Origin of the sequence: Mesorhizobium sp. WSM4906 (assembly GCF_029674625.1) — a bacterium.
Lineage (GTDB): Bacteria > Pseudomonadota > Alphaproteobacteria > Rhizobiales > Rhizobiaceae > Mesorhizobium.
In genome coordinates, this window is sequence record NZ_CP121355.1 from 1,754,765 (window position 1) to 1,777,652 (window position 22,888).

The 22,888-nt window shown below is 64.7% G+C and carries 26 protein-coding genes; 9 read left to right on the top strand and 17 right to left on the bottom strand.

Annotation, left to right across the window (positions count from 1 at the left end):
- Positions 1–81 precede the first annotated feature (81 nt).
- Both QAZ22_RS08230 and pyk read left to right on the top strand, forming a co-directional pair.
- Entirely contained in the window at positions 82–594 is a 513-nt protein-coding gene (locus tag QAZ22_RS08230; protein ID WP_278207796.1) for a DUF1036 domain-containing protein, read from the top strand.
- A complete protein-coding gene (pyk, locus tag QAZ22_RS08235; RefSeq protein ID WP_278206168.1) occupies positions 591–2,018 on the top strand; it encodes a pyruvate kinase in 1,428 nt (475 codons plus the stop codon). The genes QAZ22_RS08230 and pyk overlap by 4 nt, the downstream gene beginning before the upstream one ends.
- A gap of 25 nt (positions 2,019–2,043) precedes the next feature.
- On the opposite strand, the gene QAZ22_RS08240 is transcribed toward pyk, so the two are convergent.
- The 3 genes from QAZ22_RS08240 to ykgO all read right to left on the bottom strand — a co-directional run bounded on the left by QAZ22_RS08240 (position 2,044) and on the right by ykgO (position 4,145).
- On the bottom strand, positions 2,044–3,111 hold the full coding sequence (locus QAZ22_RS08240) for an alpha/beta hydrolase (protein WP_278206169.1): 1,068 nt from the start codon (positions 3,109–3,111) through the stop codon (positions 2,044–2,046).
- A 133-nt stretch (positions 3,112–3,244) separates the two neighbouring features.
- Positions 3,245–3,877, bottom strand: coding sequence for a hypothetical protein (locus QAZ22_RS08245; RefSeq protein ID WP_278206170.1), 633 nt, complete (start codon positions 3,875–3,877; stop codon positions 3,245–3,247).
- Positions 3,878–4,019: 142 nt separating this feature from the next.
- The gene (gene ykgO / locus QAZ22_RS08250; RefSeq protein ID WP_040974291.1) at positions 4,020–4,145 is read right to left on the bottom strand and encodes a type B 50S ribosomal protein L36; all 126 of its coding nucleotides are present in this window, start codon (positions 4,143–4,145) and stop codon (positions 4,020–4,022) included.
- A 244-nt stretch (positions 4,146–4,389) separates the two neighbouring features.
- On the opposite strand from ykgO, the gene QAZ22_RS08255 reads away from it, so the two are divergent.
- Entirely contained in the window at positions 4,390–4,812 is a 423-nt protein-coding gene (locus QAZ22_RS08255; protein ID WP_278206171.1) for a lysozyme inhibitor LprI family protein, read from the top strand.
- Positions 4,813–4,893: 81 nt separating this feature from the next.
- Here the strand turns inward: QAZ22_RS08255 and QAZ22_RS08260 are convergent, their stop codons facing one another.
- The 8 genes from QAZ22_RS08260 to QAZ22_RS08295 all read right to left on the bottom strand — a co-directional run bounded on the left by QAZ22_RS08260 (position 4,894) and on the right by QAZ22_RS08295 (position 11,713).
- Positions 4,894–5,964 (bottom strand): 5-(carboxyamino)imidazole ribonucleotide synthase, encoded by a 1,071-nt coding sequence (locus QAZ22_RS08260; RefSeq protein ID WP_278206172.1) that lies wholly within the window; start codon positions 5,962–5,964, stop codon positions 4,894–4,896.
- Entirely contained in the window at positions 5,961–6,458 is a 498-nt protein-coding gene (purE, locus tag QAZ22_RS08265) for a 5-(carboxyamino)imidazole ribonucleotide mutase (protein WP_278076285.1), read from the bottom strand. Before purE ends, QAZ22_RS08260 begins: the two co-directional genes overlap by 4 nt.
- Before the next feature lie 404 nt (positions 6,459–6,862).
- On the bottom strand, positions 6,863–8,068 hold the full coding sequence (locus QAZ22_RS08270; RefSeq protein ID WP_278206174.1) for an aminotransferase class V-fold PLP-dependent enzyme: 1,206 nt from the start codon (positions 8,066–8,068) through the stop codon (positions 6,863–6,865).
- A 17-nt stretch (positions 8,069–8,085) separates the two neighbouring features.
- On the bottom strand, positions 8,086–8,547 hold the full coding sequence (locus tag QAZ22_RS08275) for a RidA family protein (protein WP_067001934.1): 462 nt from the start codon (positions 8,545–8,547) through the stop codon (positions 8,086–8,088).
- 99 nt (positions 8,548–8,646) lie between these two features.
- Positions 8,647–9,441: an amino acid ABC transporter ATP-binding protein gene (locus tag QAZ22_RS08280; RefSeq protein WP_278206175.1), complete on the bottom strand. Its 795-nt coding sequence runs from the start codon at positions 9,439–9,441 to the stop codon at positions 8,647–8,649.
- Between the two features lie 4 nt (positions 9,442–9,445).
- Positions 9,446–10,096 (bottom strand): amino acid ABC transporter permease, encoded by a 651-nt coding sequence (locus QAZ22_RS08285; RefSeq protein WP_126097505.1) that lies wholly within the window; start codon positions 10,094–10,096, stop codon positions 9,446–9,448.
- Positions 10,096–10,761: an amino acid ABC transporter permease gene (locus tag QAZ22_RS08290; protein WP_278206177.1), complete on the bottom strand. Its 666-nt coding sequence runs from the start codon at positions 10,759–10,761 to the stop codon at positions 10,096–10,098. The genes QAZ22_RS08285 and QAZ22_RS08290 overlap by 1 nt, the downstream gene beginning before the upstream one ends.
- A 121-nt stretch (positions 10,762–10,882) precedes the next feature.
- Positions 10,883–11,713 carry a transporter substrate-binding domain-containing protein gene (locus QAZ22_RS08295; RefSeq protein WP_278206178.1) on the bottom strand — a complete coding sequence of 277 codons (831 nt, stop codon included), beginning with the start codon at positions 11,711–11,713 and terminating at the stop codon, positions 10,883–10,885.
- A 164-nt stretch (positions 11,714–11,877) separates the two neighbouring features.
- On the opposite strand from QAZ22_RS08295, the gene QAZ22_RS08300 reads away from it, so the two are divergent.
- Positions 11,878–12,678 (top strand): IclR family transcriptional regulator, encoded by an 801-nt coding sequence (locus QAZ22_RS08300; protein ID WP_278206179.1) that lies wholly within the window; start codon positions 11,878–11,880, stop codon positions 12,676–12,678.
- Between the two features lie 16 nt (positions 12,679–12,694).
- Here the strand turns inward: QAZ22_RS08300 and QAZ22_RS08305 are convergent, their stop codons facing one another.
- Positions 12,695–12,898, bottom strand: coding sequence for a DUF465 domain-containing protein (locus tag QAZ22_RS08305; RefSeq protein WP_040974304.1), 204 nt, complete (start codon positions 12,896–12,898; stop codon positions 12,695–12,697).
- Positions 12,899–13,147: 249 nt separating this feature from the next.
- Between QAZ22_RS08305 and QAZ22_RS08310 the strand changes: the two genes are divergently transcribed.
- The 4 genes from QAZ22_RS08310 (at position 13,148) to QAZ22_RS08325 (ending at position 16,276) form a co-directional block, all read left to right on the top strand.
- Positions 13,148–13,327: a YdcH family protein gene (locus tag QAZ22_RS08310; RefSeq protein WP_126087177.1), complete on the top strand. Its 180-nt coding sequence runs from the start codon at positions 13,148–13,150 to the stop codon at positions 13,325–13,327.
- Positions 13,328–13,582: 255 nt separating this feature from the next.
- Positions 13,583–14,833 carry a flavodoxin-dependent (E)-4-hydroxy-3-methylbut-2-enyl-diphosphate synthase gene (gene ispG, locus QAZ22_RS08315; protein WP_278206181.1) on the top strand — a complete coding sequence of 417 codons (1,251 nt, stop codon included), beginning with the start codon at positions 13,583–13,585 and terminating at the stop codon, positions 14,831–14,833.
- 4 nt (positions 14,834–14,837) lie between these two features.
- Complete coding sequence (locus QAZ22_RS08320) at positions 14,838–15,698, top strand: lytic transglycosylase domain-containing protein (RefSeq protein WP_278206183.1); 861 nt, start codon at positions 14,838–14,840, stop codon at positions 15,696–15,698.
- 26 nt (positions 15,699–15,724) lie between these two features.
- Entirely contained in the window at positions 15,725–16,276 is a 552-nt protein-coding gene (locus tag QAZ22_RS08325; RefSeq protein ID WP_278206184.1) for an AAA family ATPase, read from the top strand.
- A gap of 325 nt (positions 16,277–16,601) precedes the next feature.
- On the opposite strand, the gene QAZ22_RS08330 is transcribed toward QAZ22_RS08325, so the two are convergent.
- Positions 16,602–18,935 carry a response regulator gene (locus QAZ22_RS08330; protein WP_278206185.1) on the bottom strand — a complete coding sequence of 778 codons (2,334 nt, stop codon included), beginning with the start codon at positions 18,933–18,935 and terminating at the stop codon, positions 16,602–16,604.
- A 97-nt stretch (positions 18,936–19,032) separates the two neighbouring features.
- A complete protein-coding gene (locus tag QAZ22_RS08335; protein ID WP_278206186.1) occupies positions 19,033–19,605 on the bottom strand; it encodes an HXXEE domain-containing protein in 573 nt (190 codons plus the stop codon).
- 265 nt (positions 19,606–19,870) lie between these two features.
- Here QAZ22_RS08335 and QAZ22_RS08340 point away from each other — a divergent pair, with 265 nt between their 5' ends.
- A complete protein-coding gene (locus tag QAZ22_RS08340; protein WP_278207797.1) occupies positions 19,871–20,845 on the top strand; it encodes an alpha/beta hydrolase in 975 nt (324 codons plus the stop codon).
- 84 nt (positions 20,846–20,929) lie between these two features.
- On the opposite strand, the gene QAZ22_RS08345 is transcribed toward QAZ22_RS08340, so the two are convergent.
- From QAZ22_RS08345 to QAZ22_RS08355, 3 genes are read right to left on the bottom strand one after another with little or no spacing between them, the layout of a single operon-like run.
- A complete protein-coding gene (locus QAZ22_RS08345) occupies positions 20,930–21,142 on the bottom strand; it encodes a 4-oxalocrotonate tautomerase family protein (RefSeq protein WP_278206187.1) in 213 nt (70 codons plus the stop codon).
- A gap of 25 nt (positions 21,143–21,167) precedes the next feature.
- Positions 21,168–22,061, bottom strand: coding sequence for an SDR family oxidoreductase (locus tag QAZ22_RS08350; protein WP_278206188.1), 894 nt, complete (start codon positions 22,059–22,061; stop codon positions 21,168–21,170).
- A gap of 13 nt (positions 22,062–22,074) precedes the next feature.
- On the bottom strand, positions 22,075–22,809 hold the full coding sequence (locus QAZ22_RS08355) for an SDR family oxidoreductase (protein WP_278206189.1): 735 nt from the start codon (positions 22,807–22,809) through the stop codon (positions 22,075–22,077).
- Positions 22,810–22,888: the final 79 nt, after the last annotated feature.

Here is a 22,888-nt window from a genome sequence, read left to right on the forward strand (position 1 = left end):
TTCTAAATCGATTGGAATTGAACAAAACGGCGCGTTGACATGCGCCCGGAGTTTGCTGAAAAGGGGCTTCGAGAGATGCAGATGTGGTTCGCGAAGGGATTTGGAATGGGTTTCGCCGGCAGGCCGCGCAAGCGCCTGACCCTGCCGCTCCTGATCTTTGGCGCAGGCCTCGGCGCGCTTTGCGCGACCTCGTCGGCGCGCGCCGACTTCCGCGTCTGCAACGCGACACAGAATCTGGTGGGCGTCGGAATCGGCTATCGGGCGAAGGCCGGCTGGATCACCGAGGGCTGGTGGCACATCGAAGGGTCGACCTGCAAGACGCTGATCGAGGGGCCTCTGTCATCAAGGTTTTACTATCTTTATGCAGAAGACGCCGAGCGTGGCGGGCGTTGGGACGGCCCGATCAACATGTGCGTGGCCGAAAAAGAGTTCAAGATCGCCGGCGTGAATGATTGCGTCGCCCGGGGCTTTCAGCGCGCCGGATTTCAGGAATATGACACGGGCGAGCAGGCAAGCTGGATGGTCCAGCTGACCGACGAGCCCGCAACGGGAGGCGCGCCAGCGGCCCCCGCTCCGGGAACAAACAATCAATGAGACGTAACCGCAAGGTCAAGATCCTCGCCACCATCGGTCCGGCTTCCTCGTCCGAGGAGATGCTCAAGAGGCTGTTCGAAGCGGGCGCCGATGTCTTCCGCATCAATATGAGCCACACCGACCACGAGCTGATGCGCACGCTCGTCGGCCGCATCCGCGCCGTCGAGGCGGCCGTCGGCCGGCCGATCGGCATTCTCGCCGATTTGCAGGGACCGAAGCTCAGGGTCGGCAAGTTCGCCAACGGCAAGGAAGCGCTGACCGTCGGCCAGACCTTCACGCTCGACGACAATCCGGAACCCGGCACGTCCAGCCGTGTCTACCTGCCGCATCCGGAAATCCTGAGCTCGGTCGAAGCCGGTCATCGTCTTTTGATCGACGACGGCAAGCTGGAGCTCAGGGCGGTGAAGAGCGACGGCAAGTCGATCGTCTGCACGGTCGTCGCCGGCACCTCGATCTCCGACAAGAAGGGCGTCAGCCTGCCCGACACCGACCTGCCGGTCGGCGCGCTGACCGAGAAGGATCGCGCCGATCTCGACGCGGTGCTCGCGGCCAGCGTCGACTGGGTGGCGTTGTCCTTCGTGCAGCGGCCCGAGGATCTGGCCGAAGCGCGCAAGATCGCGCGCGGCCGGGCGCTGATCATGGCCAAGATCGAAAAGCCGCAGGCGGTGGCTCGCCTTGCCGAGATCATCGAGCTCTCGGACGCGCTGATGGTCGCGCGCGGCGATCTCGGCGTCGAGATGCCGCTCGAGGCCGTGCCCGGCATACAGAAGCAGATCACCCGCGCCGCGCGCCGCGCCGGCAAGCCGGTGGTGATCGCGACCCAGATGCTGGAATCGATGATCACCGCGCCGGTGCCGACCCGCGCCGAGGTGTCCGACGTGTCGATCGCCGTATTCGAAGGCGCGGACGCGATCATGCTTTCGGCCGAATCCGCGGCCGGCGCCTATCCGGTCGAAGCGGTCGCCATGATGAACCGCATCGCCACCAAGGTCGAAGCCGACCCGACCTATGCCGGCATCATCAACGCGCAGCGCTCGGAGCCGGAAGCGACCGGGGCGGATGCGATTTCGTTCGCCGCGCGCGAGATCGCCGAGACGCTGAAACTGTCGGCGATCATCTCCTACACGGCTTCCGGCACCACGGGCCTGCGCGCCGCGCGCGAGCGCCCGCAGGTGCCGATCGTGGCGCTGTCGCCGATCGTCAACACGGCGCGCCGGCTGTCGCTCCTGTGGGGCACGCATTGCGTGGTTTCGGAGGACGCCACCGACCTCGACGACATGGTCGACCGCGCCTGCCGCATCGCGCTGGAAGAGGGCTTCGGCAAGCCGGGCGACCGCGTCATCATCACCGCGGGCGTGCCGCTGAGGACGCCAGGCTCGACCAATATGCTGCGCATTGCCTATGTCGGGTCGGAGACGCACTGATCTGCAGCATCAGTGATCCGTACCGTCAGCCCGGCGCCAGTTCGGCGTCCGGCACCTTGAGTTCCGGATATCTGCCGGCGCCTTGCGCGTCACCAGCGATGCGGCTTTCCACGGCGCTCGCCATCGCCTGCAAGTCGACGGGCGCGCCGGCAGCCCTCTCGACGGCGCCGACGACGAGGTCGGGCGCGGTCCAGTCGGGCTTGTGGCCGAGATTGCGGACCCAGACCAGCTCGGCGCCGGGGATGTCGCGTCCGAGGCCGACGGAATGGATGGTGGCGTAGACCACCTTGTCGCGATCGCCCGAGATGACGACCGTCGGCGCCTTGATCTCGCGGTAGCCCGGCGAAGCCGCGCGCACATAATCGTAGAGCTGTGCCACATCACGGGCGTTGGCGCGGAACGCGCGCGGCCTCAGCACCAATGGGATCGCGGCCTTGCCGATATAATCGCCCGGCATATGGTTTGGCGAAAAGACACACGCCGTCGCGCTGCCGATCTGCAGCATGCCGGCGGGGTAGGCAACCGTCTCGGAAAACAGCCAGCCGACCGCCGGAACGGCCGTCAGACTATAGTACCAGGCGGTCGCGCCGCCCGGCCAGGGATGGCTGACGGGCGCCAGGAAGACGAGGCCGAGCGTCTTTTCCGGATGCTCGCGGGCAAAGGCGGTGGTGATCGCGCCGCCGAAGGAATGGCCGACGATAATCGCCCCAGTGATGCCAAGGCGATCCATCAGCGCGGCGACGGTGTCCGCCTGTGCCGCCAGCGTTTCGTTGCGGCCCGATCCGCGCTCGGACCAGCCGAGGCCGGGCCGATCGAGGAACAGCAGCTCGGCACGGCCCTCGAGCAGCGGCCTCAGCGGCAACATCTGATCCTTCAGATTGGCGCTGGCGCCATGGATGAAGACGACCGGCGGCAGGTCGGCGCCGGCAGACGCTGGAATGTGGACATAGTGGATGCGGGCGCCGTCGATGTCGGCGAATTCACCGACCGGAGGGTTGCGGCGCTCGATCAGCCGGACACCGGCACGGGTGATGCCGGCAAGGGCGAAGAGGAGCGCAATGAGGAAGAGAAAGGCAGCGCAGATGAGGTTCATGCGGGGAGATACGGGTGGGGAGGGGATAAGTGTAGGGCAGTAGGGCAGTAGGGCAGTAAGGCAGTAGGGCAGTAGGGCAGGTGTTTCTGAGCCGATTCCCCTACTGCCTTACTGCCCTACTCCCTTAAATGATTCAAATGCCTTCGCCGGCGAGCTCCTCGGAAAGCGTCGAAACCTGGTCCTGGGCGCTGCGCATCATCGGATAGATGGCGAGCACCTTCTGCCAGGCTTCCAGCGCGGACTGCTTGTGGCCGGTTTCGGCCATGATTTGCGCCAAGCCGGAAAGGGCGCCGAAATGGCGGGGTTCGAGATGCAGCGTGTGGTCAATGTCCGACATCGACTTCCCGTAATTCTTCATCAGGAAATGCACCGTGGCGCGGCGGTTCCAGCCTTCGGCATAGCTGGGCTGCAAGGTCACCACCTGGTCGAGGAAGTCGAGCGCAACGTCGAATTTCTGGTCTTCCGTCGCCTTCTGCGCCCACTGCATCATCAGGTCGATGGAGGCGCTGCCGGACTGGTTCCACTCATTCCAGATGCGGCCGGCGATGCGTTCGGCGGCCTTTTCGTTGCGCTCGCGCTTGAGATCGACAAAGAGCTGGTCGAGTCGTCCTTGCCTGGTCGAGGCGACCGGCGGCGGCGTGATGGCGGGCGGCGGCGAATTGGTGGGCGGTTGGGCGGCGGGCGGCGAGGCGGGCTCCTGAGCCCATGCGGGCATGGCTGTGCCGAGGAGGAGCAGGGCGGTGAAAGAAGCAAAAAGAATCCGCATCGCCGGAATCTAATGCCGGACGGCGGATCGTCAAAATGATTTTAGCGTGAGAAGGCCGGCGAACCGGCAATCGACATCAACAGAGCGCTGCGTCTTTGGTTTTGTGCATGCCGTCTCGACATGCACAAGCCGCGCGCAAGCGTCAGCCCTGGCGCGCCTTGTAGCGCGGAGCGGTCTTGTTGATGATGTAGATGCGTCCCTTGCGGCGAACCAGCCGGTTGTCGCGGTGACGCGCCTTGAGCGCCTTGAGCGAATTCTTGATCTTCATGGTCTTGCCTGTTCGGTCGGGGGCCCGGTCCCGGGCCGAATTTTAAAGGCGCGCCCGAAAAAGCGCGCCTTTGAACTTGCGTGGCTCATAAACGAGGAGCCTTGTCCATGTCAACCGCAAGCGCGCAACTCGGACGCCGCGAACGGCGCACCTCATCAAATATTCGCCATCGGGGTCGCGCCGCATTGCGCGACTCAGGAGCGGCTGGAATGCTGGCGCGACGCAAAGCGATTGGAGATCCAGCATGCGCCGTCTCTTTCTGCCCGCCTGCCTTATCCTCTTCGCGACGGCTTCGGCTGCGTGGGCCGAGGGCTGCGACCGCAGCGACGACAGCCAGTCGATGATGAATATATGCGCCGATGCCGATTATCAGGCGGCCGACGCCAAGCTCAACGCCACCTACAAGGATATCGTCGGCCGCAACGACGAGAAGGCCAACAAGCTGCTGCAGACGTCGCAGCGCGCCTGGATCGCCTTCCGCGACGCCGAATGCGCCTATTCGACCGCCGACAGCGAGGGCGGCTCGATCCACCCGATGGAGATTTCGCAGTGCCTGACCGAGCTCACCAACGAGCGCATCAAGCAGCTCACCTCTGGCCCCAACTGCCAGGAAGGCGATCCGAGCTGCGCCAGCCCGGACGAAGACGAAGACCAGGACGTGCAGTAGGCGCGGAGCCAAGGTCTGTTCGCCGCAATTCCGGACGGAAAACCGCGATGTACTTTTCCTGGGCACTTTCCTGGAATTGCTTCAGCGCCTGACCCGGGTGAAATGGCCCATCTTGCGGCCGGGGCGTGACTCCGCCTTGCCGTAGAGATGCAGCATCACATCGGGCTCCGCGAGCAGCGCCGATACCTTCAGCATGTCGTCGCCGACCAGGTTTTCCATCACGCAGTCGCAATGCCTGGCAGGCGAGCCCAGCGGCAGGCCGGCTACGGCGCGGATATGCTGCTCGAACTGCGAGACGGCGCAGGCCGCTTCCGTCCAGTGGCCGGAATTGTGGACGCGCGGCGCCAGCTCGTTGGCCAGCAGCGAGCCGTCGGCAAGGACGAAGAACTCGACGCCGATGACGCCGACATAGTCGAGCGCCGCTAGGATTCTTGCCGCCGCATCCTTGGCTGCCGCGGCGGTTTCCGGACCGATGCCGGCCGGTATCGTCGATGTGCGCAAGATACCGTCGCGATGGACGTTCTCGGCCGGATCGTAAGCGGCGACAGAACCGTCCAGCCCGCGCGCGGCGATCACCGAAATCTCGCGCTCGAAGACGACGAGCGATTCGAGGATCAGCGGCACATTGCCCATCGCCTCGCAGGTGCCGGCAAAGCCGCCTGTCTCCATGTTGCGGAAGACGCGCTGGCCCTTGCCGTCATAACCCAGGCGGCGCGTCTTCAAGACGCCGCTGCCGTTGAATTTCTTCAACGCCAGCGTCAGCTGGTCGTCATTGTCGACGGGGCAGAATTCCGCCGTCGGAATGCCGATGCCGTTCAGGAAACTCTTCTCGGTCACGCGATCTTGCGCAACTTCGAGCGCGCGGGGCGGCGGATAGACCGGGACGCGCCCGGCGAGCATTTCCGCGGCTCGAACCGGGACATTCTCGAATTCGTAGGTGACGACGGCGCTGGCGGCAGCCAGCTCGGCAAGCGCCGCCGGGTCGTCGTAGGCCGCGGTGATCTGCCGGCTGGCGACCTGTGCCGCCGGGCAGTCGGCCTGCGGCTCCAGCACGATCGTGCGATAGCCGAGACGAGCGGCCGCCATTGCCAGCATGCGGCCGAGCTGGCCACCGCCGATGATGCCGATGGTCGATCCCGGAGCCAGGCTCACGGCGTATCCGCCGGCTCGCTGGCGACCTTGGCGGTCTGGGCGGCGCGCCAGGCGTCGAGCCGGGCGGCGAGCTTGTCATCGTTGAGCGCCAGCACCGCGGCGGCAAGGAGCGCGGCGTTGGCGGCGCCCGCCTTGCCGATGGCTAAAGTGCCGACCGGAATGCCGGCCGGCATCTGCACGATGGAGAGCAGCGAATCCTGCCCGGACAATGCCTTGGATTCGACCGGAACGCCGAAGACGGGCAGCGGCGTCATCGCCGCCGTCATGCCGGGCAGGTGCGCGGCGCCGCCGGCGCCGGCGATGATCACCTTGTAGCCGGCCGCCTTGGCGCCCTTGGCGAATTCATAGAGGCGGTCGGGCGTGCGGTGCGCCGAGACGATCAGCCTTTTGTGCGGGATGCCCAGCGCATCCAGCGTTTCGGCCGCCTGGCGCATCGTCGCCCAGTCGGACTGGCTGCCCATGATGATGGCGACGTCGGCACGCTGATCGGTCAAGGTATCGCTCCCGGCGGCAAAGGCGCGCCTTAGCGGAATTCGCAGGCAGCCGCAAGGATTGTCGCGGCTGCGGCGCAGCGCTATCGCTTCAGGTTTCGAACTCGCCTCATCCCTTCCAGGCGCTGGCGCTGCCCCTCACCTGCCTGCCGGCATCCTCTCCCCGTATAGTGACGGGGAGAGGACACTGTCGCCACCGATTTCGCCAATTGCCAGCGTCACAGGAAGAGCGCCGAGGTTGCGGCCAGCCCCTTCTCCCCGTCACTATACGGGGAGAAGTGCCCGGCAGGGCGATGAGGGGCGGCGCCGACTTCGACAATTAACGGTCTCCACGACAATCAGAAGCTGTCGTCTTGTCTGAAGCGATCACCCTGCGACTGCTGCACGTAGCCGATGCCGGGGAGAGTCTAGTCCGGCCAGCGCAATGCGCCAGACGAATCCTTGCGCGCGGCTTTCATCGCGTCGGCCGGACGCTCCTTCGCGGTCAGCACGGCGCGAAGCTGCTCGGCGACGATCTCGGCCTCGCCGGGATGCAGGTTGCAGGGGTCGAGGAAGAAGTGGCCGCGCTCGACCTCGTGGTTGCGCACGATGACGGGCGGCGAACCGGCGGCGAGCGCGGAGGCAAGGCCGGCGGCGGTGAAGCGGCTTTCCGGCCGCACGAAGACCTGCAGGCGGTCGAGCGGGTTCGCGGTCGGATCAGGGACGATCTGGGCGCCGATGCCGGGAATGCCTTGCAGCGCATCCTTCCACAGATTGAGCGCCGCCTCCTCGCGCCGGCGGATGCCGGCATGGTCGCGCTTCTCCCAGGCTTCGAGCGCCGCCATGGTGCCGGCGATGCTCTCCTTGCCGACTTTCATGGCGCGCGCGACGCCGCGGTTCTGCAGATAGGCTGCGCGCACCAGGTCCTTGCGGCCGGTGACGATGCCGCTGGTCGGACCGCTCAGGAATTTGTGGCCGCTATAGACGACGATGTCGGCGCCGCGCGCCAGGAAACTGCGCAGATCATATTCCGAGGCCGCGTCGACGATCACCGGAATGTTTTTGGCGTGACAAATCTCGCAGAACTCCTCCAGCGAAAGCATGCCGTATTGCACCGTATGGTGCGCGACGACGTAGAGTGCCGCCGCCGTGCGCTCGTTGATCGCCTCGCGCACGTGATAGTCCTGCGTGACACTGATGGTGCCGGCGGGGATGACCTTGGCGCCGGCGACGCGGATCGACTGGTCGATCGGCGCGCCGTAATTGACGATATGGCCGAGCTGAATCACGACCTCCGACTTCAGGCCTTCGGTGTCGTCCGGCAGCCGTTCGATCGCCAAGAGGTTCGTGCCCGTCATCGCGCCGGCGATCGCCATGGTGATGCCCGAGGCGCAGCAGGCGGTGATGAAGCCGGCCTCACCGCCGGTCAGGCGCGCGACGATGGTGCTCGCGGCGCGCTGCAGATCGTCCATCTCCACCCATTGCGAGGCGATCTCGGCCATGGCGCTGATCGCCTCGGGAACAATGATCGAGGCGCCGAGCGAGGTCATCGTGCCGGAGACGTTGATGATGGGCCTCAACCCTAGGCGCTCGCGGATCGTGGTGTTGGAGCCAGTATCGGAATAGGTTTTCATGGCAGCAGATCCTAATGTCAGGCGGCGATCTCGACGACCGCTTCGATTTCGACGGTGATGTTCCCGGGCAGCGAGCCGACGCCGATCGCCGAGCGCGCATGGCCGCCGATCTTGTCGAAGACATCGGCGAAGAGATCGGAACAGCCGTTGACCACTTTCGGGTGGTCGCTGAAGGTGGGCGTCGCGTTGACGAAGCCGAGCAGCTTGACGACGCGCACGATGCGGCCGAGGTCGCCCGCCGCCGCATGCATGACGGCGAGCAGGTTGAGGCCGGTGAGGCGGGCATGCTCGTAGGCCTGCTCGACGGTCACGTCCTCGCCGACCTTGCCGGTGCAAAGCGTGCCGTCGGCGCGCAACGGCCCCTGGCCGGACAGGAAGATCAGCCGGCCGCTCTCGGCATGGGTGACGAAGTTGGCGATGGGCGTCGGCGGCTCGGGCAGCGTCAGGCCGAGTTCGGCGAGCCGGGTGTAAGGCGTCATGGAAGAAGGCTCCCCTAGGATGGCTCCAGCCATCCGTTGTCAACAATGAATGGCCTTGGCCATCCGATGTCAAAGGTGAATGGCTTGCGTCATCCGATTTCAGAAATGCGAGGCGCGGAAGCGCGCCAGGAAGGTGCGGAGGCGTTCGTTGGTGGTCTCCGCGGCGAGAACCTCCTTGGGCGGGCCGACGGCGCTGACGCCGCCATCGGCCATGAAGACGATGCGGCTGGACGCGTCGCGGGCGAAGGCCATTTCATGCGTCACCATCACCATGGTCATGCCGTCCTCGGCCAGGCTGCGCACGACGGCCAGCACCTCGCCGACGAGCTCGGGATCGAGCGCCGAGGTGATCTCGTCGAGCAGCAGGATTTTCGGTTCCATGGCGACGGCTCGGGCGATGCCGACGCGCTGCTGCTGGCCGCCGGAAAGTTCCGCGGGCAGGCTGTCGGCCTTGTGTGCGAGGCCAACGCGGCCCAGCCAATGCTCGGCTATCGAGCGCGCCTCCGTCTTGCTCTTGCCGCGCACCTTGGTGAGGCCGAGCATGATGTTGCCGGCCGCCGTCAGATGCGGGAACAGATTGAAGCCCTGGAACACCATGCCGGTCTCGGCGCGCATCGCGGCCAAGTCGCGCTCGCTGCGGCGCTGGCGCGCGCCGCCGTCGCGGAAACCGACCTCCTTGCCGTCGATGCGGATCGAGCCGCTGTCGTAGCTTTCGAGGAAGTTGACGCAGCGCAGCAGCGTGGTCTTGCCGCTGCCGGACGGGCCGATGACGGTGACCACCTCGCCCTTCGCCACCGTGAGGCTGACGGAGCGCAGCACCTCGACGGAGCCGAAGGATTTCGAGACCTCGGCTATGTCGAGAAGCGCTGGACTGTCGTTGGAACTGGTGGCCATCGTGCTATTCCCGGATGAAGGCGAAGCGCCGCTCGAGCCGTCGGCTGGCGAGCGAAAGCGCGTAGTTGACGGCGAAATAGAGAAGAGCGCCGAGGATATAGAGCGGCATCGCCTCATAGGTGCGGCCGATGACCTGATTGATGGCCTGCATCAGATCGGTGATGCCGAGCAGCGAGACCAGCGCGCTGCCCTTCACCGCGTCGGTGACGCCGTTGATCCAGGGCGGCAGGAAGCGGCGGAAGGCCTGCGGAAAGATGACGTAGGCAAGCCGCTGACGGAAGGTCAGGCCGATCGCCATCGCCGCTTCGGACTGGCCCTTCGGAATGGAGGCGACAGCGCCGCGCAGATATTCGACGACCTGAGCGGTCTTGAACAGGGTGAGCGCGAGCACCGCGGCCCAGAAGGACTGGAGATGCACGCCGACCGCCGGCAGGCCGTAATAGACGAAGAAGATCAGTACCAGGATCGGGATGCCGCGAATGGTGTCGCTGAAGATGCGCACCGCCCAGCGCAGCGGCGCCGGTCCGTAGACGAGGCCGACGCCGAGGATGACGCCGGCGATCAGCGACAGCACCACGACCAGCAAGGATACCCAAAGCGTCAGCGCGAAGCCTTCGGCGAGGAACGGCAGGGCGTAGGCGATCTGACCGAGCATCAGCGCGCCGTCTTGTACCAGCGCTCGACCAGGCGCAACGCGAAGAGCAGGGCGTAGCCCGTCAACAGATACATCGCCGTCACCACCAGATAGACCTCGACGATGCGGAAGGTGTTGAAGTTGATCCACTGCGCGCCATAGGTCAGCTCCGGCACCGAGATGACGGAAGCGACGGAGGTGTCCTTGAACAGCGAGATGAAAGTGTTGGAGAGCGCCGGCAGCGTGATGCGCATCATCGTCGGCAAGCGCACATGGACAAGCCGCTGCCAGGGCGTGAGCCCGATCGCCTTGCCGGCGTCGATCTGGCCGCGCGGCACGGCCTCCAGGCCGGAGCGAAACACCTCGACCAGATAGGCGCCGCTGTAGAGGGAAAGTGTCGCGACGAAGGAGGTCTGCGCGCTGTAGACGAGGTCGACGACGGTCGGCAGGCCGTAGAAGACCAGATAGACCAGCAGGATCAGCGGCACGTTGCGAATGAATTCGACGTAAGCCGCGATGATGCCGCGCACGACGCGGCCGGCCGAGACATACCAGACGGCCAGCACCAGCCCGATGACGATGCCGATGGCGATCGAGATCACGGCAAGCTCGAGGCTGAGCAGCAAGCCGCCCCACAGCTTGTCGAAGTGCCGCCAGATCAGGTTGAAGTTGAGCGTATAGCCCATGCGTCCGTCTCAATGGCCTGCGGTGACGAGCATAGGATTCGTCCTCCGCATGGCCCGTGTCGAGGAGAAACAGACGGAAGAGCGTTTGCGCGCCCTTCCGCCGACTTGTCTGACCGCTTGGTCAGATAACGGGGAAGCCCGGGTGACGTGGCGGCGGCTCCTGGCCGAAATATTCCTTGAAGGCGGCATCGTAGAGCGCCGTCTCGTGGCCGAACATGGCGATGGTGAAGGTCTGGTTGACATAGGTCAGCCAGTCGAGATCGCCTTGGCGGACCGCCGCGCCGTAAAGCATCGAATACCAGCTCTTGCCGGCATCGAAATATTTGTCCGGATTGCGCGAGGCGAGCCAGCGCACGGTGGAGAGGTCGACCGCGGCGGCGTCGACGCGCTTCGATTCCAGCGCCTGGAGCACATTGGCCTGGGTGTCAATCTGCATCACCTGCGCCTGCGGCAGAGCAAAGTGGACCGAGCTTTCGGCATCGACATTCTGCAGGATCGAGACGCGGGTGGCGGAGCCTCCCGCAAGCAGCTTGTCGAAGGTCTTGTTCTCCGAGCCAGGCAGCGTCAGCAGCGCGACGCCTTCGACATAGTAGGGCCGCGAGAAGTGGACCAGCTGCGAGCGCTGCGCGGTCATGGTCATGAACTGAATGGTGATGTCGACCTTGTTGGTGGTCACGTTCGGAATGCGCTGCGCCGGGTCCTGCATGACGAACTCGACCTTGGTCGGATCGTCGAAGAGGCCCTTGGCGAGGATGCGGCCCATGGTGATGTCCATGCCGACCAACTCGCCGGCATCGTTCTCGAAATGCCAGGGCGCATTGGTGCTGCCGGTGCCGACGATGAGCTTACCGCGATCGAGCGCGGTGCGCAGCACGCTGTCGGATGCGGCCTGCGCGGCTGCCTTTTCGGCGCTGATCGCGGTGAGCGCGCCGGCGGTGGCAAGTCCCGCCATTCCCAATTTCAGAAAATCACGTCTTCCGGATGTGTCGTTCACAGCGACCTCCTTTCGTGGTGTGTTCCCCAATGAAGCAGCGATACTTGCGTCCGTCGTCATTTGTCTCTTACAAGAGACGCGTGTATCCTGTACAGGACAGATACTAGCATTAGGAATTTGCAATGCAAGATGGCGAGACACTGACCGGGTGGCCGGCCGCTGGCATGGACGAGGAGAAGCCCGCGAATTCGCGCGAGAAGGGCCTCAACCGGGTGCTTCACATTCTGGAATTCCTGCATGCCAACCAGCGCGCGATCGGCATCGGTGAGCTGGCGAAAGGCCTCAACGCGCCACGCTCGACGACCTACACGCTGGTGCGCGAGCTGGTCGAGGCCGGGCTGCTGGAGATGGAAGGCGACGGCAACCGCGTCTATTTCGGCAAGAAGCTCTACCTCTATGGAATGGCCTATATGCGCGGCAACGACCTGCTCAGGCGCGGTCGGCAGGAGGTCGACACGCTGTCGCGCGAGACGGGCGAAACCTCGGAACTGTGCATGCTGCAGAGCGGCCGCTACACGATCGTCCATTCGAGCCCGGGCACCAGGCCGTTCCGCATCAGCTCGGCCACCGGCCTGCAGATTCCGCTTCCCTGGACCGCTTCCGGCCGGCTGCTGCTTGCCGGCCTGGAACGGAGCCGGATCGAAGCCATGATCTCGCAGGACGATCTCGTGCTGCCGGACGGCCGCAAGATCGAGCTCGACGATTTCATCGACGACATCGGAAAAGCCCGCGTCACCGGCTATTGCGTGACGTCGGGCCTCGTCGACGCCTACACCAAATGCCTGGCGGCGCCGGTCTTCTCGGCGCCCGGCAAGGTCGAGGCGACGATGTGCCTGGTGGTTCCGATCGACACCTCGGAAGAGCGGACAGGCGAACTGGTGGCGCTGCTGCGCGAACGCGCCGCGCGGCTATCGATCTCGTAGCGAAGGAAAGCTGTTGTCAGGCGATGATGTCGGGAATAATCCGGTCTTCGAGCGCCATCAGCCGGTCCTTCAGCATCAGCTTCTTCTTCTTCATGCGCTGGATCTGAAGCGGGTCGCAACCCATGGCAACCATCGCGTTGATGGCGGCGTCGAAATCGGCGTGTTCCTGTTTGAGCCGGGAATATTCTAGGCGTATTTCAGCCTGTTCCTGTTCGGACATTATCTACCGTCTGCGCATGCGTCGCCCCGGATGGGCCTTGGGCGGGCCGGTGGGGTTTGTGACCTGTCGGTCTTGTCACCGGCGCGCCGCTGATATCACATTTCACATTGTCGTGGAATGCTACCACGCGGCATTCGACATCGGGATTGGATGGTGGCAAACTGTCATTGTGCCGTCACAGTAGCGACCTGCGGTGGAACGTGCCTGCGACGGCTGCAATCGAGGAAACCATGAAAGGGAGAACCAATCATGTCTCTTGCATCCCATCTTGATGAGCTGCAGCGGAAGCACGGCGACATCGAGCGTGAGCTTATCGATGCGATGAACCATCCTTCGGTAGACGACCTCGAAATCGCCAGTCTCAAGCGGCGCAAGTTGGCAATCAAGGACGAGATTGAAAAGCTGAAGGCGAAACCGACCGCGCACTGAAGCTCTCTAGACAACATCACCCGCGCCCGTCGTGGTGCAACCCACCGGTGGCAAGAAATGCCACCGGCTCGGTGTCCTACACCAAAATCTGCTGGACCGTTTCTGCGCACATCTCGCAGCCCGACCTGTTCGTTTGAGCGGCGGGGCCGCCGATCGAGGACAGCCGATTTGCGGACAATGGCCGTCACTGGCCATTGACAAGCCATCTTTGCTCCGCCACCTCATGCCCGGAACTTCCAGATGAAGGCGGCCGGCATGACCGGATATTTTTCCTCTCCTTTCCCACGCCGCGCATCGGTCGGCGTCGATGTCGGCGGCGTGATGGTCGGCGGCGGCGCGCCGGTCGTCGTGCAGTCGATGACCAATACCGATACCGCCGATATCGACCAGACCGTGGCGCAGGTCGCCGCGCTGCATCGCGCCGGTTCCGAGATCGTGCGCATCACCGTCGATCGCGACGAGAGCGCCGCCGCCGTGCCGCGTATCCAGGAGAGGTTGGCAAGGCTCGGCGTCAACGTGCCGCTGGTCGGCGATTTCCACTATATCGGCCACAAGCTGCTCGCTGATCATCCGGCCTGCGCCGAGGCGCTGGCGAAATACCGCATCAATCCCGGCAATGTCGGCTTCAAGGAGAAGAAGGACCGCCAGTTCGCGGCGATCGTCGAAATGGCGATCAAGCACGACAAGCCGGTGCGCATCGGCGTCAACTGGGGCTCGCTCGACCAAGAGCTTCTGACCCGGCTGATGGACGAGAACCAGGCCCAGGGCTCGCCGCTCACCGCGCAGGAGGTCACCCGCGAGGCGATCGTGCAGTCGGCGATCCTGTCGGCCGAGATGGCCGAAGAGATCGGGCTTGGCCGCGACAAGATCATCCTGTCGGCCAAGGTCAGCGGCGTGCAGGACCTGGTCGCAGTCTATACCGAACTTGCGACCCGTTCGAACCACGCGCTGCATCTCGGCCTGACCGAGGCCGGCATGGGCACCAAGGGCATCGTCGCCTCTTCCGCGGCGATGGGCATCCTCCTGCAGCAGGGCATCGGCGACACGATCCGCATTTCGCTGACGCCGGAGCCGAATGGCGACCGCACGCGCGAGGTGCAGGTCTCGCAGGAACTTTTGCAGACCATGGGCTTCCGGCAGTTCGTGCCGATCGTCGCTGCCTGCCCCGGCTGCGGCCGCACGACGTCCACCGTGTTCCAGGAGCTGGCGCAGAGCATCCAGGCCGACATCCGCAAGAACATGCCGGTGTGGCGCGAGAAGTATCCCGGCGTCGAGAACCTCAAGGTGGCGGTGATGGGCTGCATCGTCAACGGCCCCGGCGAATCCAAGCATGCCGATATCGGCATATCGCTGCCTGGCACCGGCGAGACGCCGACGGCGCCGGTGTTCATCGACGGCAAGAAGGCGGCGACGCTGCGCGGTCCTTCGATCGCGCAGGATTTCGAGAAGATGGTCGCCGACTATATCGAGCAGCGCTACGGACACGGCAAGGCCGCGGCCGAATAGGCCGATGCGGCGATTGCTCAAAGCCGCGCTGATCCTGCTCTGCTGGCTCGGCTGCGCCGGGCAGGCGCTCGCCGATCCGCCGCAGTCGCGATCCGCGGCCAAACGGCTGATCAACCGCGTCTGCGATCTGATCGAGACCGAGGCCGGCAAGAACGGCCTGCCCCAGGATTTCTTCGCGCGGCTGATCTGGAAGGAGAGCCGTTTCGATCCGAATGCGGTGAGCCCGGTCGGAGCCGAAGGCATCGCGCAATTCATGCCGGGCACGGCCAAGCTGCGCGGGCTTGCCGACCCCTTCGACATCGAACAGGCTATCCCCGCGTCGGCGAAATATCTTGCCGAAATGAAGGTAGGCTACGGCAATCTCGGCCTCGCGGCGGCCGCCTACAATGCCGGCGAGAACCGCGTGTCGCGCTGGCTGGATTCGGGCGGCTTCCTGCCGATGGAAACCGAGAGCTATGTCTTCGACATCATGGGCGAGCCGGTCGACAAGTTCTCGGACACCGCCTACGGCGGCACCATCCAGCCGCTCGATCCGAAGACGAGCTTCGCGGTTGCCTGCCGCAGGCTGCCGGTGATCATGTCCGAGACCGTCGCCATGGCCTCGATCAACGTCAAGCCGTGGGGCGTGCAGGTGGCCGGCAATTTCCGCCGCTCCGCCGCGATCGGCCAATGGCTGCGAGTGCGCGGCCGGTTCCCGGCCCTGCTCGCCAGCCACGATCCGGTGGTGAGCCGCGTGCGCACGCCGATCGGCCGGCGTGGCATCTACGCGGTCAGGATCGGCGCCGACTCGCGCGCCGAGGCGGATGGCATCTGCGGCAAGCTGCACATCGTCGGCGGGGCATGCGTGGTTATGCGCAACCGGTAGCGGCGGATGAGCTGGAAAGTACGGGCATGACAGCCAAAATCATCTTGCTCAACGGTGCCGGCAGTGCCGGCAAGACTTCGATCGCCAAGGCACTGCAGACGATGACCGTCGAACCTTTCCTGCATGTGCAGATGGACGCCTTCCTGGAGATGCTGCCGGAAGCGCTGCAGGAGACTATGCCGGGCTTCGCCTACGAGACCATCTGGCAGAACGGCAAACCATCCATCGCCATCGCAACCGGGCCGGTCGGCAGGCGGGCGATGCAAGGCATGCGGCATGCCATCGCCGCTATGGCGCGCCAGGGTAACAACCTCATCGTCGACGACGTGATGGTCGGCGACGAGATGGCCGAATACCGAGCTCTGCTCCGCGATTTCGAGGTGTTCGGCGTTGGCGTGTTCGCTCCGCCCGATGTGCTGGAAGCTCGCGAAAGCGCACGCGGCGATAGGCTGCCCGGACTGTCGCGCTGGCAGTATGAGCGCGTGCACAAGGGTATCAGCTACGATCTCGAGATCGACTCCAGCGTGCTTTCACCGTTCGAATGCGCTGAGCGGATAAGGGCAAAGTTCCGACTATAGAGCCACGGTTCAACCAGGCGGACGGCATCTGCGGCAAGCTGCACAGCGTCGGCGGGGCCTGCGTGGTTATGAGCAACTAGTAGCTCGCATCGGAAAGAAATTCGGAAACGCTGGCGGGATAGCGCCCCCCTCTGGCCTGCCGGCCATCTCCCCCACCTGGGGGGAGATCAGATGTCGCGCCGGCTTTCGCCAATCGCCATTGAAGAAGGAGGGTCGGCGTCGCAGCTGCCAATCTCACCCCCTTGTGGGGGAGATGGCCGGCAGGCCAGAGGGGGGCGCGAAGGAACTCGGCGGTGGTCGATGGCCGCTAGACGCCACCCTGCCCTCACGCCCTCTTCGCCGCCACCGTTTCGCTGAGCCAGGTGCCGATCTTGGCGCCGAGGCGATCGGGGGAGACCGGCTTCGGCAGGTAGTCATCCATGCCGGCCTCGATGCATTTTTCGCGGTCGCCCTTCAGCGCATGCGCGGTGACGCCGATGATCGGCGTGTGGCTGCCGTTCCGCTCTTCGATCGCGCGGATGGCGCGCGTCGCCTCATAGCCGTTCATCTCCGGCATGGACACGTCCATCAGCACCAACCGCGGCCGCAGCGAGCGATACATCTCGACCGCGGTACGGCCGTTGCCGGCGATGCGGTAGCTCAAGCCGAGGCCGTTGAGGATCTGGCCGAAGACCAACTGGTTCACGTCATTGTCCTCGGCGATCAAGATGTCGATCGGGCCGCTCGGCGCGGCGGTGGACTCCGGCGCCGCTGGTACCGCAACGGCAGGGCCGCGAATGACGGTGAAGGCCGGTGGAGCTGCCTGGGCGACGATCGGCTCGCGCACGAAATGCGCCTTGGCACCTTGTGTGCGCGCCCTCTGGATGGCGGAGATCACGGTGCCGAGCAGCACCGCCGAGCGCGCCGGCTTGGTGAGATGCGCGACGATGCCGAAATCGATCACCATCCTGCCGAAATCGACCTGATCGACGGAGGTGAGCAGCACGACCGGAATCGACGACAGGCGGCTGTCGGCGGCGATCGCCCTGGCGACGTCGGCGCCGTTCATGCCGGGCATCTGGTAGTCGAGGATGATGCAGTCGACCGAGGCGCCGAGCTGGCAGGCACGGTCGAGGAAGGCGAGGCCGACCGCGCCGCTTTCGGCAGCGGCGCAATCGAAGCTCCAGCTGCGCAACTGCTCCAGCAGGATCTCGCGATTGACGGGGTTGTCGTCGATGACCAGCACACGGGCGCCGGTGACGTCGACGGGCACGATCTCGTCGCGCGCTTCCTGGCGGTGCATCGGCAGCGGCACGGCGAACCAGAACACCGAGCCGCGGCCGATCTCGCTTTCGACGCCGATCTTGCCGCCCATCAGGTCGACGAGGCGGGCCGAGATGGCCAGCCCAAGGCCAGTGCCTTCGTGGCGACGGGTGGACGAGCCGTCGACCTGGGCGAATTTCTCGAACACGCTCTGCAGCTTCTCGGCGGGAATGCCGATGCCGGTGTCCTCGACGCGGACCTTGAGCTGGACCGTGCCATCGGCGACATCGCCGCCGACATCGATCAGCACATGCCCCTTCTCGGTGAATTTCACCGCGTTGCCGAGCAGGTTGGTGACGATCTGGCGGAAGCGTCCGGCGTCGCCGACGACGAAAGCCGGCAAGCGCGGATCGACGCGCACGATGAGCTCGAGGTTCTTTTCGGCAACGCGGGCCGACACCAAAGTGGCCACGTCCTCGACCGCTTCCGCCAAGCGGAAGGGAGCGGGGTCGAGCGTCAGCTGGCCGGCATTGATCTTCGAGAAATCGAGAATGTCATTGATAATGGTGAGCAGCGCGTTGCCGGATTTGACGATGACGTCGGTGAAGGTCTTCTGGCGCGGCGTCAGCTCGGTCTTGGCGAGAAGCTCGGCCATGCCGAGCACGCCGTTCATCGGCGTGCGGATCTCGTGGCTCATGTTGGCGAGGAATTCGGACTTGGCGCGATCGGCCGCCTCCGCCTTGAACAAGGAGGCGGCGGTCTCGGCGAAGGCGCGGCGGATCGCGTTCTCCATCGGCCGGAAGATCAGAACCGCCGCGATGGCGATCACGGCGATCAGCAGGCCGCTCGCCCACATGAGCAGCCGGTCGTTGGAGGCGTCGGCGAGGCGCCGTTCGTTATCGAGCGCGGTGCGCACGCGCACCAGCATCGGCTGGGCGAAAAGGTCGTTCTGGTTGCGGATCTCGCGATAGCTCCATTCGTCGACTTTCTGGGCCACCGACATCAGGTTGAAGTTGCGCACCATGTCGCGCGCCGACCAGAACAGATCGCCGTTCACCGAGGCGGATTCGAGCGCGTTGAGGGTGTCGTTCGACAGGCGTGGCCTGATCGCCGCAAGCCGCGCGTTCAGGATATCGATCTCGCCCATCAGCCGTTCGGAATGGCCACGCGCGGCGGTGGTCAGTGCTTCGCGGGTCTCGGCCCGCCAAGCCGTTCCGGTCGTCTCGGCGAAATTGGTGGCGTTGCGCAGGTCGCGGGAGAAGATGACGAAGTTGCCGCTGAGGGCGTCGACCTCGTGACGGTATGAATTCACGCGGTTGAGCGCGAACATGACGGCGGCCGAGGCCAGTGCGAAGACGAGCAATCCCGAAAAGTAGCGAATCCGGATCGACCGGATGAAGGAGGAGTACTCCGGCATGCGCAACCCCAAACCCATACGCACAATTTTAACGGTCGGGATTACGCTTGATTTACATTAAGATTTCGTTGGTGCCGGGCGGGTTTCGCCGGAGGTGCTACTGGTTGACGACGAGAGAGCGGTATCGAGAAGCCACCACCGCAATGATCGCCAGGTGAAGCAGGATCGCGAGAGCTGCACCGATCAATTGCGGGGCAGGGCCTCCCGTCCGGCCAATCATCCAGATTGTGGCGACGCTCAGCGGCAAAAACAAAGTGACGCTGGTGACGAGGCCGGGATTGTATTTGCGGAGCCGCGCCGATGTGACGAGGTGCGCGAGCGCGTTCACGACCATGACATAAGGAGCAACCAGGCCCCAGGCAGGCCCCCATAGGAATGCCGCGTAAAGAGCCAGCAGGTTGATGCCCCAGACAAAAGGTAGATTGATCACGAGAACCGAGGCGACGGTAAGAGCGTTTCGGCCGCCGAAAACATTCTCGTTCGCGAATTTGCGGAATCGGTCGCCGGTGTGCTCTTCGACCTGATGGATCATGTAAAGCGGGCTGTGCAAGAAGATCAGGAACACCGGCAACGAAAGCGAGACCACTGGCGCAACCGCGATAAGCGATGCCGCCATGAACCCGGCACCGATGACCCAATAATCGGCCAGCCAGACTTGCAGTTTAAGCATTGGTTCCCGCCTCCTCACATTTGTCAGTTGGTGATCCTGCACGAATGGACGCGGATCACCAGAACCAATCGAATGCGTGGACGCCTTGCCCATAGGGACCGGCGCTCCGTGACGGTGTCAGACATTGACTGCCGCGACCGGCCCTGAGACAGTCAATAAAGAAGCGCCCTCCGAAACATGGCACTCCGTCGGCTCAGCCACCCGTTGCGGCTGCCGGCCGCCTGTCATCGATCAGAGATGGAAACACCGAGCACGAGAGGCGGCCGTGAGCGAACCTACGCAGCGAGTGGTTGAGACCAACGGCATCCACCTCAACATCGCGGAGCAGGGAGATGGACCCCTGGTGCTTTTGTGCCACGGCTTTCCCGAGTCGTGGTATTCCTGGCGTCATCAGTTGGCCGCGCTTGCGGCGGCGGGCTTTCGCGCCGTCGCCCCCGACATGCGGGGCTATGGCAAGAGCGATCGGCCGGAAGCGATCGACCAATATACGCTCTTTCATCTGGTCGGCGACATGGTGGGCCTTCTCGACGCCCTTGAAGCCCCCACCTCCGTCATCGTCGGCCATGACTGGGGCGCGGTCGTCGCCTGGTATGCGGCGTTGCTGCGACCGGACCGCTTCCACGCCGTCATCGGCCTCAGCGTGCCGTTTCGGCCGCGCGGCAATGCGCGCCCGACCAGCCTCATGCCGCGAACTGCGGATTCCCAATTCTACCAGCTCTATTTCCAAGAACCCGGCGTTGCCGAGGCAGAGTTGGAACGAGACCCGCGGGCCACGGTGCGCACCATGCTTTACGCCGTATCGGGAGATGCTTTGGACGGCGGCGCCGGAATTGCCATGGTCCCGCACGGCGGAGGCCTCCTGCAAGCCGCCGAGGCGCCTGCGAACCTGCCGCACTGGCTCAGCGAAAGCGACATCGATTTCTACGCCGGCGAGTTCCAGCGCACCGGCTTTGCCGGAGGTCTCAACTGGTACCGCAACATCGACCGGAACTGGGAGCTAATGGCGCCCTTTGCCGGCGCGCGGATCAAGGTTCCCGCTCTGTACGCCGCGGGCGACCGCGACTTGGTGGTCGCTTTCCCCGGCATGGATCAACTGTTGGCCAATCTCAGGAACTTCGTCCCGCAAATCCGCGATACGCTGATGCTGCCCGGCTGTGGGCATTGGACCCAGCAGGAGCGCCCGGACAAAGTCAACGCCGCCATGATCGATTTCCTCCGGAGCTTGCCGAACCGGGGCTGATCCGAGGAAAGGCGCGTATCGGCTCCGACACGGAAAGTTGGGCGGGCCGCTCTGCGAGCGGCCCGCTTTGCTCGGGTTCAGACCCTATTCCTTGGCCCGGTAGGCGTCGGGAATGACGAAGACCTCGTCGGCGCGGCCATAGCCGCCATCGGGAACCTCCTCGATCAGCACCATCGTGGTGGGACGCACACGTTCGCCGAAATAGTCGACGAACATCTGCGTGGTCTTGTGGACCAGGTCCTCTTTCTGCGCTCTCGTGAGAGCGGCTTCGGGCATCTTGAAGTTGGCAAAGGGCATTTCCAGGTTCCTTTCAGGTCGGGTTTCAGGGCTTTGGGTGAAGCAGGTCGGCAAGGCCGATGCGCACCAGAAGCTGGGCGCGGACGCGGTCGGCGACACCGTTGACGATGGCCGCACCGTCATCGGACGGATCGATATGGACGCGGAACGGCCGGCGGCCATGCGGCATTGCCACCAGATCGACAATGGCCTCGGCGACTTTCGAGGGATCGGCATCGGCGGGCTCCAGGCCGGCAAGACCTTTTAGCGCCTGCTCATCCGCGCCGGCATAAAGGCCCGACCAATAAGCGGCGGCTCGCCCGGAGTCGGCCGGCTTGCCGGAATGGGCGAAATGCTCCGTGCCCTTGGTGAAGGCACCCGGCACCACGATGCTCGTCTCGATGCCGAAACGGGCAAGCTCCAGCGCGTAGCTCTGCGCCAGCGCATCCATGCCCGCCTTGGCGGCGAAATACGGCGCGAGGAAAGGCGGCGTGCCGCCGCGCGTGCTGCTCGATCCGACCCATATCATCAGTGCGCGGCCGAGCGAGCGCATATGCGGAAGCACGGCACGGTTGACGCGCTGGGTGCCCAGCACATTGACGTCGTAGAGCGCAGCCAATTGATCCGGCGTGAAGGCTTCGGCAGGCCCGAACACCATATAGCCGGCATTGTGGATGACGACGTCGATCCTGCCGGCTTCCGCCAGGATGGTTTCCACGGCCGCCTCGATCGACGGTTCCGACAGCACGTCGAGCGCGATCGGACGCAGCGCCAGTCCCTCCTCGCGCGCCAGCCTTTCCATGTCGGCGGCTGCGGCTCCTCCACGCGCTTGCGGATCGCGCATCGAGGCATAGACCCGGTGACCGGCCATGGCGAGCGCCTTCGCGGTCATCGCGCCAAAGCCGCTCGATGCGCCGGTGATGAGAATTGTCTGCTGCATGGTAGCTCTACCTTTAGATCGCGCCGCCATTGGCGCGGATGATCTGGCCGTTGACCCAGTGGCTGTCCGGGCTGGCAAGGAAGGCGACGAGCCCGGCGATGTCGTCGGGCTGGCCGAGGCGGCCGAGCGGGATGAGCCGGGTGATCGCCTCGATCTGCGCGGCGCTCTTGCCGTCGGTGAAGAGTTCCGTGTCGACCGGGCCGGGCGCGACGGCGTTGACCGTGATGCGGCGCGGGCCGAGCTCCTTGGCAAGGATATGCGTCATCGCTTCGACGCCGGCCTTGGTCGCGGCATAGATGCCGTAGGCCGGCTGGTAGAAGCCCACGACACTTGAAGAAAAATTGATGATGCGGCCGCCATCGTTCAGACGCCTTGCAGCTTCGCGCATGCCGCGGAACGTGCCGCCGAGATTGACGGCGAGCTGGCGTTCGAACGCAGCGTCGTCGGTGTCCGCGATCGGCGACAGCCGCATCATGCCGGCATTGTTGACGAGGATGTCGGCCTTGCCAAAGGCCTTTTCGGCCGCATCGAACAAAGTGACCATGCCGCTCGGTTCGGCGACGTCTGCCTGTACCGCGAGCGCCTTTCCGCTGGCGGCTTCGATGACTGATACGACTTCGTCGGCAGCGTCCTTGCCACGCGCATAGTTGACGATGACGGCCATGCCATCCTGGGCGAGCCGTTCGGCGATGGCCGCGCCGATACCTCTGGAGGCGCCTGTTACGATCGCGGTTCTTGTCTTCTGCATGATCGATCTCCGTTCATTATTGTGAAGGGGATATAGATCGCGGCGCTTTCAGGTTAATCGGTCTTCTATTGACAGCAGT

Bases quoted from the DNA above. Each gene is read 5' to 3' on its own strand.
- QAZ22_RS08230 (WP_278207796.1), top strand. From the start codon at position 82: ATGTGGTTCGCGAAGGGATTTGGAATGGGTTTCGCCGGCAGGCCGCGC.
- pyk (WP_278206168.1), top strand. From the start codon at position 591: ATGAGACGTAACCGCAAGGTCAAGATCCTCGCCACCATCGGTCCGGCT.
- QAZ22_RS08240 (WP_278206169.1), bottom strand. From the start codon at position 3,111: ATGAACCTCATCTGCGCTGCCTTTCTCTTCCTCATTGCGCTCCTCTTC.
- QAZ22_RS08245 (WP_278206170.1), bottom strand. From the start codon at position 3,877: ATGCGGATTCTTTTTGCTTCTTTCACCGCCCTGCTCCTCCTCGGCACA.
- ykgO (WP_040974291.1), bottom strand. From the start codon at position 4,145: ATGAAGATCAAGAATTCGCTCAAGGCGCTCAAGGCGCGTCACCGCGAC.
- QAZ22_RS08255 (WP_278206171.1), top strand. From the start codon at position 4,390: ATGCGCCGTCTCTTTCTGCCCGCCTGCCTTATCCTCTTCGCGACGGCT.
- QAZ22_RS08270 (WP_278206174.1), bottom strand. From the start codon at position 8,068: ATGAAAACCTATTCCGATACTGGCTCCAACACCACGATCCGCGAGCGC.
- QAZ22_RS08275 (WP_067001934.1), bottom strand. From the start codon at position 8,547: ATGACGCCTTACACCCGGCTCGCCGAACTCGGCCTGACGCTGCCCGAG.
- QAZ22_RS08280 (WP_278206175.1), bottom strand. From the start codon at position 9,441: ATGGCCACCAGTTCCAACGACAGTCCAGCGCTTCTCGACATAGCCGAG.
- QAZ22_RS08285 (WP_126097505.1), bottom strand. From the start codon at position 10,096: ATGCTCGGTCAGATCGCCTACGCCCTGCCGTTCCTCGCCGAAGGCTTC.
- QAZ22_RS08290 (WP_278206177.1), bottom strand. From the start codon at position 10,761: ATGGGCTATACGCTCAACTTCAACCTGATCTGGCGGCACTTCGACAAG.
- QAZ22_RS08295 (WP_278206178.1), bottom strand. From the start codon at position 11,713: ATGGCGGGACTTGCCACCGCCGGCGCGCTCACCGCGATCAGCGCCGAA.
- QAZ22_RS08300 (WP_278206179.1), top strand. From the start codon at position 11,878: ATGCAAGATGGCGAGACACTGACCGGGTGGCCGGCCGCTGGCATGGAC.
- QAZ22_RS08305 (WP_040974304.1), bottom strand. From the start codon at position 12,898: ATGTCCGAACAGGAACAGGCTGAAATACGCCTAGAATATTCCCGGCTC.
- QAZ22_RS08310 (WP_126087177.1), top strand. From the start codon at position 13,148: ATGTCTCTTGCATCCCATCTTGATGAGCTGCAGCGGAAGCACGGCGAC.
- ispG (WP_278206181.1), top strand. From the start codon at position 13,583: ATGACCGGATATTTTTCCTCTCCTTTCCCACGCCGCGCATCGGTCGGC.
- QAZ22_RS08320 (WP_278206183.1), top strand. From the start codon at position 14,838: ATGCGGCGATTGCTCAAAGCCGCGCTGATCCTGCTCTGCTGGCTCGGC.
- QAZ22_RS08325 (WP_278206184.1), top strand. From the start codon at position 15,725: ATGACAGCCAAAATCATCTTGCTCAACGGTGCCGGCAGTGCCGGCAAG.
- QAZ22_RS08330 (WP_278206185.1), bottom strand. From the start codon at position 18,935: ATGCCGGAGTACTCCTCCTTCATCCGGTCGATCCGGATTCGCTACTTT.
- QAZ22_RS08335 (WP_278206186.1), bottom strand. From the start codon at position 19,605: ATGCTTAAACTGCAAGTCTGGCTGGCCGATTATTGGGTCATCGGTGCC.
- QAZ22_RS08345 (WP_278206187.1), bottom strand. From the start codon at position 21,142: ATGCCCTTTGCCAACTTCAAGATGCCCGAAGCCGCTCTCACGAGAGCG.
- QAZ22_RS08350 (WP_278206188.1), bottom strand. From the start codon at position 22,061: ATGCAGCAGACAATTCTCATCACCGGCGCATCGAGCGGCTTTGGCGCG.
- QAZ22_RS08355 (WP_278206189.1), bottom strand. From the start codon at position 22,809: ATGCAGAAGACAAGAACCGCGATCGTAACAGGCGCCTCCAGAGGTATC.